Here is a 13,380-nt window from a genome sequence, read left to right as displayed (position 1 = left end):
CGATTCCGCGGTAGCAATTAACCCGCACAGTCAGCTAGGCAATACTGCCGATCGTGCCGAAGACCTCGAACACACCCCGCGGAATTCACCCAAGGCGGGCAGTGTTACGCCTGGTTCGCTCTTCAGCCAGAGTTCCCTCGGCGAGGAGATCGTTGACCTTGTAGGCGACTTCCGTGCGGTTGGTCGCCTTTAGCTTTTTCATGATATTTCGGATGTGGACCTTCACGGTGCTTTCGCGCAGATTCAGCTCGTAGGCGATAATCTTGTTCGCCTTGCCGCGCCGGAGCGCTTGGGCAACCTCGGCCTGCCTGAGCGTGAAAATGCCTGTCAAAGGCTGTCTGTCGCGGCTGCCCGAATCCATCAGGTGCCGCATGGAAAGGACACTGCTCGCCGGGACGAAGATGCCTCCCGCTGCCGCAAGGTTGATAGCCTCGACGCAGACATCGATTCCGACCGAGGTCGGAATGTAGCCGCGTGCACCGCATTCGAGAGCGGTCAGTATCTGTACAAGGTCTTCGGTGTCGGCCAGGATGACCACAGGGACTGATTTGAACTCGGAGGAAATGTGCCTGATCTCATCTGCGATGCCATGGTCGGTGACCTTCCGTCCGCCAAGGTTGAAGAGTATGGCTGCAAGGGGAGGGGCCGAGCCCTTCTTTACGCGCCATTCATCGATCGAACTCAAGGCGGCGACCCCCATGGCGAGTTCGTGGTCCACGAGAGCCGATGCGAGACACTCGCGGTCTAGGGCCCTTCCGTCCAGGATGAGGAGGTATTCCCTCTGTCCGTGAACGCTTCCGCTGGACGGAACCCCTGACCGATTGGCCGAAGGGTAATTATGCAGCCCTGCTGTGGAATAGCCACTCTTTCCCATACCAAGCCGCCTTGCGATGTAGTTTCTTCATTCGCTAACATTGAAGGTTTGATACCCCGGATGTGTGAAAGCTTGAGGCTCGATTACCCCATTTGAGCCGTTTTCAGTTCTCCGACTCCTCAGCGAACCCAGTTTGGGTGAGTGTAAGGTTTATTCATAAGCAGTCTCTAACATAGGTTGTTTTTTTTGTAATTTTCAAGGAAACCGGCGCCAGGCTGGCCCCAAGGCGCTGCAATCACCTTAAGACGCAGGCATGGGACCCCTTAGCCATCTTCAGCCCAGCAGGCAGCCGCACGTGGATCGGCTAGTGCTGCCGCGATTACGGGGGTAGCCCAGAATTCCTGAAGGTGCTGTTGGCAGTGGTCGGGGCAGCGGTGATAACCGTGGCACGACGCATTACGTCGAGCACACCCGGTGGATCTGCCGTAGTATGTGGGCACTTGCACATATTTCTGCAGCACACTGTCCTCGCGCGATAGGCCGTGTTGCCATCGGTCAGGATGATCCGGCCTTTCGCGCATTTTGCTCAGCACGAACCTGGTTCCGCTCAGCCCAACCTTCGACCGCCTCGAGCCGGATGCGGCTGCCGTCGTTGAGACATACCAAGCCCCGCCAGGTTTCCCCGGAAATGTCGTGTGGAACTGTTCCGCCGACGGCGGACGGTCGTCTTCAGCGGAAAATTTGCTGATGGTCCATGCGCTGCCGCTCAAAGAGAGATAGCCGTTACCTGAGATACTCGTTATCGAATCCGGCTGTTTCGACCAGCTTCTTGCGGTTGATCACCTCTACATAGCCTGACTTGAAAGAGACGAGATCGGCCTTGCGGAGTTCCCTTAACGTTCGGTTGACGTGAACGGCGGTCATCCCGAGGATGTCGGCCAGTTCATATTGGGTAAGGGGACACTCATATCTTCCATGGGCCGACAGCCCAATCACAGAGAGCCTCTCCTCCAACTCGAGCAGGAAATGGGCAGTGCGCCTCATCGCGTTCCGCCGCCCGGTATTCATAAGATGTTCGGCAAGGATGGCGTTCAAGCGGGCCAGGGAGCAGGCGATCTTCTTCCCGAGGTGGCCTTGGGACAAAATGGCCTCGAGCAGTTCCTTACTGGAAATTTCATAAACAGCTAGTTCGGTTATGGACGCCAGCGACGCTAGACGGGGTCCGTCCACACCACGGAAACCGACAATGTCTCCCCTGAGAGGGGTGTCGATGATCTGCCGTTCTCCGTCCGGCAGTCCGTGGTAAAGGATGGCCCAACCCGATTTTACGACAAATATCCCATCGTTGTGGTCATCCTGGCGGGAAATAACCGAATGGGGTTTGTAGATTTTTGCGGTAACACCGAAAAAATCGTTGTTCCCCCAACCGTTCTTCGACAATGTGCCCCCTACGGGATGCGACCGCATGAACTCCAACAGTGTCTGCATGACGATTCGCAAGCTTGCTTCTGTTTCCGCATAACGTGCAATAATTGCTCCAGGACGAGTTCGACAGAACGACCTCCTAACGTAGGATCAGGCCGGCCTACTGTCCTCGTCTGTTTGAATGAGGCAAATTGCGCTTAGATCAAGGTGATGCACGCATCAGGCGGGTCTCCCGGCTTGTGTCGGACACTCGCTCTTTGCTCGCTTGGCGGCGTGACGATGCGGTTGCAGAACACCCGGATCGCAGAGTGAACGTCAGTGGCGCGGACCGATGCCGGTGATTGATCGCCGATGACGGTGAATATGATCACAGGGCGCGGGGCTATCTCTGGTGCCGGTTGCCCGACGGACAGGGCAGCCTTCGATGGCCAACCTCCACGATCGGCAGCCGATAATTCTCGATCCCGCCGCCTATGACGCCTGGCTGGATCCGGCGACGCCGACCTCAGCGGCCAAGGACCTGCTCAGGCGCGATCTCGGTGGCCATCTGCAATTCAACAGAGTCGATCGGCAGGTGAATTTGAGCAAGAATAAGGGCGGAGAGAGATTGATTCAGCCGACCGACATGGCCTCGGAATACGGCCCGTTTCCTAAATGAGCGAACCGTCTTCGCGAAATAAATTCAGGTAGATCGCCAGCAATATCTGCCTTCAACCCGTTGCAGTCGTTCTTGCCACACTTTGGTGAACGACTGCTGTGCGCCTAATATCGGCCGTTGAGGTGACCGTTGCTACTGCCTGAAAGCAGACATTGTTGCAACCATTCTGGACGTCGCGGTTGCGGCATAACCGGTGATTCCCGCCACCCCTCAAAATCGGACGTTCGCGCGAGAACTGGAGCCGGAGTCTCAAGCGGTCAATACGTTGGGATTCAGTTCGCCGCGCCGACCCGCTTGCCCTCCCGGGTTTCCAGCAGCTTCGTCAGCCAGTCTGGATCCACCTCCGGCACCGAGGAGAGAAGCAGTTCGGTATACGGAGCATGCGGCGGCGTCAGGACTTCGGTCTTGGGCCCCTGCTCGACGACTTTGCCTTGGTGCATGACGACAATTTCGTCGGCGATTGCCCGCACCGTCGCGATGTCGTGCGTGATGAAAATGTAGCTGACTCCGAATTCTTGTTGCAGCCGCATAAGGAGCTTCAGGATCTCTTCCTGTACGATCTGGTCGAGGGCCGAGGTCACCTCGTCGCAGATGATGAGCTCCGGATTAGCAGCTAGCGCCCGGGCAATGCAGATGCGCTGCTTCTGACCGCCCGAAAGTTCGCCCGGCAGACGGTCGAGGAAGCTTTCGTCCATCTCGATCATGTGCATGAGTTCGCCAACGCGGCGGTCGCACGCCGCCCCTTTGAGGCCGAGATAGAACTCGAGCGGCCGGGAGATGACTTCCTCGACGGTCTGACGCGGATTGAGCGCGTTGTCAGGCATCTGGTAGATCATCTGAATGCGGCGCAGAATGTCTCTAGGCCTCTCCTTCAGTGTTTTTGGCAGACGATGTCCCGCAAATGAGATCGAGCCCGAGACCGGCGGCAGCAGGCCGGTTATGACGCGGGCGAGCGTCGATTTACCGGAACCAGATTCACCGACGACCGCTACCGTCCGTCCGCGCGGCACGTTGATCGATACATCCTGCAGAACCTTGACTGCCCCGGCGTAGGCGGCGGTGATGTTATCGATCGTGAGCAGATGGTCCGCGGCCGGCACTTCTGGTTTGGCTAGCTTTCGCACCGCCCAGAGCGTCCTCGTATAGTCTTCAGTCGGCGCCGCAAGCATCTGGCGTGTTTCGGCCTCCTCCACAGTACGGCCATGGCGCAGAACCATGATCCGGTCCGCCATCTGCGCGACGACGGCCAGATCATGCGTGACGTAGATCGCGGCAGTGTTGAAATCTTCGACAATCTTGCGGATCGAGGCGAGGACCTCGACCTGTGTGGTTACGTCAAGCGCCGTCGTCGGCTCGTCGAAGATGATGAGGTCGGGCCGGCAGGCCATCGCCATCGCCGTCATCGCCCGCTGCAACTGCCCTCCGGAGACTTGGTGAGGATAGCGGAAGCCGATGGTGTCCGGATCCGGCAGGTGAAGACGCCGGTAAAGCTCGATGGCATCCCGATTCGCTGCCTCGCGACTGGCGATCCCGTGAGCCACGACTGTTTCGACCGTCTGATCGAGCAGCCGATGCGCCGGGTTGAAGGAAGCGGCCGCGCTTTGTGCGACATAGGCGATGCGCGAGCCTCGGAGCCGCCGCCGTGCGGTTTCGCTCATGGCGAGAAGGTCGATCCCGTCGAACAGGATCGACCCTTGCGTAATTCGGCAACCTGGCTTGGCATATCCCATCGCGGCAAGCCCAATAGTGGACTTTCCGGCGCCGGACTCGCCTATGAGGCCGAGGACCTCACCGCGCCTTAGCGAGAGATTCACACCGCGAACGATCGGGTGCCAGCGCTCGTCGGAAAACCCTTCGACGTGAAGGTCGCGAATGCTGAGGAGTTTCGTCCCCTTTTCGCGTAGGCCAGAATCCTTACTTTTCATCGCGCAACCCGCTTGTCGCGTGCAGGAACCAGTCGACAACGAAATTCACAGAGACCGTGAGAAGGGCGATCGCGCCTGCCGGCAAGAGCGGAGTGATGTCGCCATAGGTGATGAGGGTGGCGTTTTCCCGTACCATCGAACCCCAGTCGGCTGTCGGCGGCTGGATGCCGACGCCGAGAAAGGAGAGCGCGGCGATGGTGAGGAAAACGAAACAGAAGCGCAGGCCGAATTCCGCGATCAGCGGCGGCAGCACGTTGGGCAGGATCTCCTTGGTCAGAATCCATCTCGGCCCTTCGCCACGCAGTTGCGCGGCTTCGACGTATTCCATGACGGCAACATTCAGCCCGACCGCACGCGCCAGCCGGAATACGCGGGTCGAATCGAGCACGGCGATGATGAGGATCAGGTTGATGACTGAGGAACCGAAAATGGACAGCAACATCAGCGCGAAGATGAGGCTTGGGATCGACATCAGCACGTCTACCGCGCGCGACAGAATCTGGTCGAGCCACCCCCGGTACATCGCGGCCAGCAATCCGAGCGTGACGCCCACCGCGAAGGACAGAAGCGTAGTCGCGAAGGCGATGCCGATTGTATTGCGCGCGCCATAGATCAGCCGGGTGAGCACGTCCCGACCGAGTTGGTCAGTCCCGACGATGAACTCCTGGCTCCAAGGCGCGAAAGCCTCGGTGAAAACCTGCGTTTCTCCGTAGGGCGCTATCCAGGGCGCTAACAGCGCGACGAAGACATAGCCAAGGATGACCACGACGCCGAACCAGGCGCTGAATGGAGCCTTTTTGAGTGCGGTTTTTACCCGGAAGGCGCGCGTGCGCCTCTGTCTCGGAACCGCCACGGCATGTTCGGTGCTGGTCATCGCGGGTGCAAAAGCCTCGGATTGGTGGCGATGGAAATGATGTCGGCGGTCAGGTTAAGCAGGATGTAGGTTGCCGCGAAAATCAAGGCGCAGGCTTGCACGACCGGAACATCCCTGGACTTCACCGCATCGACCATCAATTGGCCGATGCCGGGATAGACGAACACCACCTCGACAACGACCACGCCTACGATGAGATAAGCGAGGTTGAACGCAATTACCGTGACGATAGGCGCCCAGGCATTGGGCAGGGCGTGTCTGAGAACGATTGCCATCGGCGACATTCCCTTGAGCCGCGCCATGTCGATATAGGGGCTTGCCAGCATGTTGATAATCGCAGCGCGCGTCATACGCATCATATGGGCAACAATCACCAGCGTGAGGGTGATGGACGGCAGCGCTGCGCGCCAGACGTGCTCCCAGAACGGCGTTCGGTCGCTGATGTTCGCCAGTGTCGGAAATTTGGGAACCAGGTTCAGGACCCAGTTGATCGAAGCCGCGAGCCACTCGGGCAGGGACTGTGCGAATTCGGTCCCAATGAACGTGTCGCGCGAGATGATGAGATAGGCCAGCATATAGGCGACGAAGAATTCGGGGAATGAAATCGTCGTCAGCGTCACCGTGTTCACCACACGGTCGAACCAGCTGTTGCGGTAGAGAGCGGCGAGAATGCCGAGTCCCAGCGCGAGTGGAACCGCTATAAGGGCAGTCATCACGGCGAGGAACATCGTGTTGTAGAGCCGGGGCGCAATGATCTCGGCGACCGTGCGCCGGTAGCCGGTGCGGCTTGCGAAGGAAGAGCCGAAATCCCCCTGCACGATCTGTCCGACCCAGGCGAAATAGCGCTCAACCGGCGGACGATCGATGCCGATCTCGCGCTGGAACGCAGCGACCGTCTCCGGCGTCGCCGATTGCCCGAGCATCGCCTTGGCGAAATCGCCCGGAAGCATGGCAATCGCCGAAAAGATGATGATGGAGACGATGAACAGCGTGATCAGGCCGAGACCCAGGCGCTGCAAAACCGTCCTAACGACCGGGTTCATGGGCGATGTCTTCGAGCGTTTCCCCTGAAAAGAGCGAACCGCCCGCGCCGCCGGCGGTTCGCCTGGCGAACGTCACGCGTTGGCTTCCCACCAGCGCTCGGCCATCTTCAGTCCGTCATTTTCCCAGTTCGGCGCCAATTCGCCATGCGCCAGTTTCTTGGACTTGGCACTGACAAAATTGTTGAAGACCAGGACGATGGCGCCGCCGTCGTCGTGCGTCAACTGCTGCATTTCGGCATACATCGCGGAGCGCTTGGCCTCGTCGGTCTCCGCGCGTGCCTGAATCAGCAGTTCGTTGAAGCGGGGATTTTTCCAGAACGTCTCGTTCCAGCTGGAATCGGCCGAGTAGGCCTGCGTGAACATCCAGTCGGCCGTTGCACGACCGCTCCAATAGGAGGCGCACCACGGTTTCTTGAGCCAGATATTGTCCCAATAGGCGTCCTCGGCCTCGCGCACCACATTGACATCGATGCCGCATTGGGCCGCCGTCTCGCGGATGAGGGCGGCTGCGTCCACGGCGCCGGCGAAAGCGGCGTCGGCGACGGAAAGGTCGACCTTGAGATTTTCCATTCCCGCTTTTTTCAGATGGAAGCGCGCCTTTTCAGGATCGAATTTGTGCTGCGGCTCCGGATTGATGGCGAACTTGATAGCCGGTGCGATCGGGTTGTCATTCCCGACGGTTGCATGGCCAAGGAAGATCTTCTGCGCGATTTCCTCGCGGTCGATCGCCCATTTCAGGGCCATGCGCATATCGGGGTTGTCGAATGGGGCAACCGTCACGTTCATAGGCAGCGTGTAGTGGCCGTAGCCGGTGACCTCAAGGATATCGATATTCGGCTTGCGCTTCAGCATGCCGAGCGTTTTCAGGTCGGCGCGGCCGATATAATCAACCTCGCCGGTCGACAGCGCGGCCATACGCGCGGCGAGGTCCGTGATGGCGATAAACTCCACCTCGTCCAAATAGGGTTTGCCGGCCTTGAAGTAATTGGGATTGCGCTTGAGCTTCGCCGAGACCCCTGGCTGGAAGTTCTCAAGCACGAAGGCGCCGGTCCGGACGCCCGATTCCCAGTCCGCCTTTCCGTTCTTGGCAGGCATGACGACAAGGTGATAGTCGCTCATGATGTAGGGAAAGTCTGCATTCCCGCTGTTTAGCGTGAAAACGATCGTTTCCGGGCCGTCTGCCTTGATGTTGGTCACCGATTCGAGCAGCGACTTCGCCGCCGATTTGGTGTCGGCTCCCATGTGATATTGCATAGAGGCGACCACGTCGTCCGCGGTGATGGTCTTGCCGTTGTGGAAGGTCGCACCTTTGCGCAGCTTGAAGACCCACGTCGTCGCCTCGTCCGAGGTCTCGAAGCTTTCGGCAAGATCCGGCTGGATGCTGCCTTTCGCGTCCACCTCTGTCAGGCTGTTGGACATGGCACCCGAAAAGGCGGTTTGCGTGAAGGTATCGGGATAGCCGGCCGGATCGATCGAATCCGTCGTCGCGCCATGCGCCATGCCGAGCTTGGCGAAGCCGCCCTGCTTGGGTGCGGCCCGCGCCACGTTCACGAAGAGCATATTGGCGGCGGCGACCGTCAGGCCTGCCGCCAGCCCTAGATGGATGAAATCACGGCGCGAAACCTTGCCGCGGCCGATCAGGTCTTGCGCCAAGCGCAGTTTATATTCAGATTCCGACACTGCTTCCTCCCATTGCGGATTTCCCGCATTCTTGTTGTTGGCATTTACCGAGCAGATCTGGCGGATTCAGCCGATTTGCCTCCTTTCGATTTTTCCGCGGTTTGACGCAAATCCTACGCCGTTACATAGATTTCACCAGCTTCCACCGTGACAGGGAATGTTCGGGCACGCACGCCCGGATCGACTAGGGCGGCACCGGTCTTTATGTCGAATTCCCAGCCGTGCCAGGCGCAGCGCACGATTTCGTTCTCGCGGTGGTAGATGAATTGCGCTTGGTCGACCGGTGCCGTGGTTCCGCATTGCGGTCCCTCGCAAAGCGGAGCGCCGCGGTGCGGACAAACGTTCAGCAAGGCATGGAATGAATCTCCGATACGGAAAACCCCGACTGAAAGGCTGCGGATCTTGGCGATGTAGGGGGTTCCGGTCTCGATTTCGTCGACGCGGCAAATGTATGTCTTCTCAGCCATGGTTTGCTCCCGTCACGCGGCATTCGCCGCTTGCGTGCGGGGAATGCGTTTATAGACCTCGAGCGCATTCATTCCCATGATCTTGCTTTTCCAGGCGGGCGGGATGTGCAGCGTGTTGGCATCGTCATAATCCCAATGCGGGTAGTCGGAGGCAAACATCAGTGTGTTCTCCCCGTCCATTGCTTCGAGAGTGGACCAGAGATGCTGTATGTTCGCGGGCTGCTCCAGCGGCTGCGTGGAAAAGCGGATGTTACGCCGGCAATACTCTGAGGGCAGCATCTTCAGCCACGGCGTTTCCTTGCGAAGCGCTTTGTAGTCTGCGTCCAGGCGCCACAATACCGACGGAACCCAGGCCACGCCGCACTCGATGATCACGAAATACAAATCCGGCCATTTCTCGAAAACGCCATGCGCGATCATGCTCGCCACATGCGACAAGGCCGACATGTGAAGAATAGCGTGCGTCTCCCAGAAAAAGGTAGTCGGAGCCGGCGCAACCGCGTTCCAGTTGATGCCGCCATGGCCGCCCAGGTGGATCGCGAATGGCAGCCCGACTTCGGCGCAAGCCTCGAAAATTGGATGATAGAACGGATCGCCGTAGGGTTTGACCGAGCCTTGGGAGGCCAGAACCTGTACCACACGGGGATGATTGCCGAGGCGGCGGATCTCGGCTGCTGCGAGCTTCGGATCCTGCGGCGCGATGATGATGGAACCCATAAAGCGACTGTCTTTGGGAAGCCACTCGGCGATTTGATAGTCGTTATAGGCGCTGACCAGCGCACTGGCGTAATAGGGGTTTGCCAGCGTGGATGCCTCTATCGGCTCGTCGCCGGTGAGGATAGCGGCCCCGACATTATATTTGTCGAGGTGCTTTTCCTTCATGATGAGATAATTGTCGGCTTCGGTCTCTGGCCTGACATCCTTGCGGGAGAAGTCCTGCGGGTGGAACCACGGACGGTGCCCGTGCGGGAAGGCGCCTCTCGGACCAGTTTTCTCGCCTTCCATGAACATGTCTTTCCAGACGCCGGAAAGGTAGGGCTCGAGCACCGTCGCGCTCGACCAGTAATTGTGACAATCGCAATCGACTATGCACACCCCTATCCAACTCCTTGGCGTAGCAGGCCGACTAACCTAGCCGGCTCCTTCAACCGCAGCTTCCGCCTTGGGAATTATTTGATCAAGCTTGTAATTTGGGGTAATACGATCGGATTTTTCGATTGCGAGGTGACATGCAGCTGGAGCACATCGAGACCTTTCTCGACATCATGGAGTCGCGAAATTTCAACCGCACTGCGGATCGTTTGGGCGTAACGCAGTCAACAGTCAGCACCCGCATCAGGAACTTGGAGCAGGCCATCGGTTCGGAGCTCTTCCTGCGAGGACGAGCCGGCGCCGAACCGACCGCGGCGGGGCGGCGTTTCGAAGCCTATGCGCGCGCCGTGCTGTCGACATGGTCACAGGCCCGCCATGACGTGCGGGCATTTAACCGGTTCGAAGGCACCTTGCGCGTCGCTGCCCAGGTCGGGATGACGCGCTCGATATTGCCAGGTTGGGTGGAGACGTTGTTCCAAGTGCTGCCAAAATCGTCAATTCACGTGGAATCCGACTATTCGCCGCAGATGATTTCCGATTTGAGCTTGGGAAACCTGGATATTGCTGTGGTTTACGCGCCCCGATACCTGCCTGAAATCTCCTACGATCCTCTTATGGTCGAAGAATACGTGATGGTGTCTACGTCTGCCAGGATCCTGTCGGAGGTCAACCCGGATACGTATATCCGGCCAGGCTACACGGTCGCGCTTGAAAAAGCCCACGCCGTGGCGCTACCGGCATTGGCGATAGGCCGCCTTTCGATGGGCTCGGAAACGCTCGCCGAAGCGATGCTGCGGCGCATGGGTGGCACTTGCTATATGCGCAGTGACGACGCTCGGCGATATACCGCCGAGCGGCCGTCTTTTGTGGTCGAGGGTTCGCCCGCGCTTCAGCAGCCCGTTCACACCGCTATTTTGGCGCGCCGCAAGCACGAGCCGATCATCCGCAGAGGGATTCGCGCGCTCCATCTGGCCGTTATGTCCATGGAAAGTTAGATCGAAATACCCGATTGTAAAGGGGACATCTGCCGCTTTTTTTAAAGCATCCCGGCTGCCATCCTGGCCAGGTCAAGCAGAGTCAAATGATGAACGCACACGCTTCCTTTTCGGCCACCGATTTCGCTCCAGCGATGCGTCAACGGCAATGGGCGGAGAGCGCAAGACAGTTCGTGCGCTGCCGACGCATCATCGATGACACGTCCGATGTCAGGACATTCGTGTTTTCGGCCGCTTCTGGCCACATGTTCAGCTTCAGTGCAGGCCAGTATTTAGTCCTGCACCTGACGATCGACGGCACCCGAGTAACAAGATCGTACTCAGTGTCGTCTCCGCCGACTCGACCGCTCGACCTGCAGATCACGGTGAAGCGGGTGAAGGGCGGGCTTGTTTCCAACTGGCTTCACGACAATCTCCGTCCGGGCCACGACATTGAAATCGAAGGGCCAGTCGGGCGTTTTAACTTCGACGATCTGCCATCCGAAAAGCCGCTTTTCCTTTCGGGCGGCAGCGGCATCACTCCCGTTATGTCGATGCTGCGGGCGCTAACCGACCGGGCATCTGGTCATGACATCCGTTTCATTCACTGCGCTCGGACGGCGAACGACATCGCTTTCCGCTCCGAGTTGGAGGCGATCGCCGCGCGATTCTCCAATGTCGATGTAAGCTTCATCTGCACTCAGGAAGGTTCGGCGTGGCAGGGCCCTATGGGTCGGATCGACGGCCCCATGCTCTTGCGGCTGGCTCCCGACCTTCACCAGCGCACATCTTACGTTTGCGGCCCCGAGCCGTTTATGCAGACGGTTCGGGCCTGTGTCGCGGAGATCGGCATCGCACCCTCGCAGTACCACGAGGAAAGTTTCGGCGGCGCCGGGGGCAATTCCATGCCTCCTCAATCGGCTGCCGCTGGCCCAACTTGTGTCCGTTTCGCCCGGTCTGGCGTGGAGCACCTGTGTGCGCCTGGAGAGACTCTGCTCGATGCGGCGCGCAATAGCGGCCTCTACATCCCTTCCGCATGCCAGCAGGGCATTTGCGGAACCTGTCGGACGGTCAAGCTCTCAGGTGACGTCGTGATCGACGACCTTGGAGGACTCAGCCTTCAAGAGAAGGCGGCTGGTTATGTGCTGGCTTGCTGCAGCCGGCCGCAAGGCACCGTTTGCCTCGATCTCTGACCTCATTGCGAATTGATGGCCAAGCCCGGCGCTGCGGGCATGCCGCTGGCTCACATGATTGGATAAACGGCGCGCGCACTCATGAGTCGGTTCGGGCAACCTGCGCTTGGCCGCTGGTATCCTTTGAATGTCGGCTTTCTGGCGCATCGTGCGGCGGGAATGGTCGGATTGGGTCAGATCACGTCGGTACCCGCGGGGGGCCTGAAGGGCCGCTTCTTATAATCCGAGCCTCAAAGCCGCCAGTCAGCATTCGGCCCAAGAGACGACATTTCGCGATCAGCTTGGCAAGGACAGCTTCTGGCGCGACCGAGCCGGCCAAAGGATTCGGCTCTGCCGTGTCCCCACAGAGCGTTCTACGTCGCACTTGGGTCGACTCCGGCCATACGCGCTTCGCAGCGTGTCGCAGAAGGGAAGGGGACGGCGAGAGACATCCGGAGCCTTTCTTCCGACATCGATGCCGACCTGGCCGGCCGAATCGTCAAGCAGTTCGCCGAATATCGTGAGGAGCAAAACGGCATCCTGTTTGCGAAGGCTGGCGACTGGTCCGATCGCGGTGCAATCGAAGCGTTTCGAGCGGCGGTTGTCCGCGAAGTCGATCGGATCATCGTGACTCCTGGGCAGGACAAGCCGTTGTGGATGAGCACGGAACTGGGAAGACCGGTAGGTCAATTCAAGTCATTTTCGATTTCGGGCATGCAGAAAACGATGCTCGCGGGCTTTCAGCAAAGAGATGCAGCAACCCTTGACGGGGTGATGCTGTCGCTTGGCCTTGGCGCCGTGACGTATTGGGCAAAGGAAACGATCGCCGGCCGCGAGACTTCCGAAGATCCAAAGGTGTGGGCGGTGGAAGCCCTCGACTGGTCCGGCCTGACCGGATGGGCGATGGATGCCAATGGCGTGCTGGAGAAGGCCACCAGGGGCACGCTTGGCCCCTCGATGGTCACCGGCAAGCCGATCTCCAGGTATGCGACCCGAAACACTCCGGGCGCCCTGCTGGATCCGACGCTCGACGCGGCTTCTGACATATTCCAGGCGACGGGCGCTGTCGCCGCGGGCGACTTCGAGCGGAGCGATCTGCATACCGTCCGCAAGCTGCTGCCTGCGCAGCTCTTTTGACTGCGCACCCTTTTCGATCGGGTGGAGAAGGCGACCGGCGACACAATGGGCCTGCCCGAGAAGAGCAACTGACATGAGATCACTACCGGCTGTCGACGTAGGCGCGATCTTCACCGGAG

Annotated in this window: 12 protein-coding genes; 4 read left to right on the top strand and 8 right to left on the bottom strand. The window is 59.2% G+C overall.

What is annotated here, in order from left to right; translation table 11 throughout:
* Positions 1–85: 85 nt before the first annotated feature.
* On the bottom strand, positions 86–874 hold the full coding sequence (locus ACWUKX_RS15375) for a LuxR C-terminal-related transcriptional regulator (protein WP_456007747.1): 789 nt from the start codon (positions 872–874) through the stop codon (positions 86–88).
* A 723-nt stretch (positions 875–1,597) separates the two neighbouring features.
* Entirely contained in the window at positions 1,598–2,302 is a 705-nt protein-coding gene (locus ACWUKX_RS15370; RefSeq protein ID WP_456007745.1) for a Crp/Fnr family transcriptional regulator, read from the bottom strand.
* A 361-nt stretch (positions 2,303–2,663) separates the two neighbouring features.
* Here ACWUKX_RS15370 and ACWUKX_RS15365 point away from each other — a divergent pair, with 361 nt between their 5' ends.
* Positions 2,664–2,897: an SOS response-associated peptidase family protein gene (locus ACWUKX_RS15365; protein WP_456007743.1), complete on the top strand. Its 234-nt coding sequence runs from the start codon at positions 2,664–2,666 to the stop codon at positions 2,895–2,897.
* A 272-nt stretch (positions 2,898–3,169) separates the two neighbouring features.
* Here ACWUKX_RS15365 and ACWUKX_RS15360 read toward each other — a convergent pair whose 3' ends face one another.
* From ACWUKX_RS15360 to ACWUKX_RS15335, 6 genes are all read right to left on the bottom strand, one after another.
* Positions 3,170–4,822 carry an ABC transporter ATP-binding protein gene (locus ACWUKX_RS15360; RefSeq protein ID WP_456007741.1) on the bottom strand — a complete coding sequence of 551 codons (1,653 nt, stop codon included), beginning with the start codon at positions 4,820–4,822 and terminating at the stop codon, positions 3,170–3,172.
* Positions 4,812–5,696 carry an ABC transporter permease gene (locus tag ACWUKX_RS15355; RefSeq protein ID WP_456007739.1) on the bottom strand — a complete coding sequence of 295 codons (885 nt, stop codon included), beginning with the start codon at positions 5,694–5,696 and terminating at the stop codon, positions 4,812–4,814. The genes ACWUKX_RS15360 and ACWUKX_RS15355 overlap by 11 nt, the downstream gene beginning before the upstream one ends.
* Entirely contained in the window at positions 5,693–6,739 is a 1,047-nt protein-coding gene (locus ACWUKX_RS15350; RefSeq protein ID WP_029353916.1) for an ABC transporter permease, read from the bottom strand. Before ACWUKX_RS15350 ends, ACWUKX_RS15355 begins: the two co-directional genes overlap by 4 nt.
* A gap of 72 nt (positions 6,740–6,811) precedes the next feature.
* On the bottom strand, positions 6,812–8,419 hold the full coding sequence (locus ACWUKX_RS15345) for an ABC transporter substrate-binding protein (RefSeq protein WP_456007737.1): 1,608 nt from the start codon (positions 8,417–8,419) through the stop codon (positions 6,812–6,814).
* Between the two features lie 113 nt (positions 8,420–8,532).
* A complete protein-coding gene (locus tag ACWUKX_RS15340; RefSeq protein WP_023797723.1) occupies positions 8,533–8,886 on the bottom strand; it encodes a Rieske (2Fe-2S) protein in 354 nt (117 codons plus the stop codon).
* 12 nt (positions 8,887–8,898) lie between these two features.
* Positions 8,899–9,981 (bottom strand): amidohydrolase family protein, encoded by a 1,083-nt coding sequence (locus ACWUKX_RS15335; RefSeq protein ID WP_456007735.1) that lies wholly within the window; start codon positions 9,979–9,981, stop codon positions 8,899–8,901.
* A 134-nt stretch (positions 9,982–10,115) separates the two neighbouring features.
* Between ACWUKX_RS15335 and ACWUKX_RS15330 the strand changes: the two genes are divergently transcribed.
* The 3 genes from ACWUKX_RS15330 to ACWUKX_RS15320 all read left to right on the top strand — a co-directional run bounded on the left by ACWUKX_RS15330 (position 10,116) and on the right by ACWUKX_RS15320 (position 13,261).
* Positions 10,116–10,973, top strand: a complete 858-nt coding sequence (locus ACWUKX_RS15330; RefSeq protein WP_456007733.1) for a LysR family transcriptional regulator — start codon at positions 10,116–10,118, stop codon at positions 10,971–10,973.
* Between the two features lie 86 nt (positions 10,974–11,059).
* Positions 11,060–12,145, top strand: a complete 1,086-nt coding sequence (locus ACWUKX_RS15325; protein WP_456007731.1) for an FAD-binding oxidoreductase — start codon at positions 11,060–11,062, stop codon at positions 12,143–12,145.
* A 705-nt stretch (positions 12,146–12,850) separates the two neighbouring features.
* The gene (locus ACWUKX_RS15320; RefSeq protein ID WP_456007729.1) at positions 12,851–13,261 is read left to right on the top strand and encodes a hypothetical protein; all 411 of its coding nucleotides are present in this window, start codon (positions 12,851–12,853) and stop codon (positions 13,259–13,261) included.
* Positions 13,262–13,380 lie beyond the last annotated feature (119 nt).

It is taken from the genome of Mesorhizobium sp. f-mel, assembly GCF_053850215.1.
Note: the sequence above shows the minus strand (reverse complement) of the source record. Positions and strands in the feature narration are given on the sequence as shown.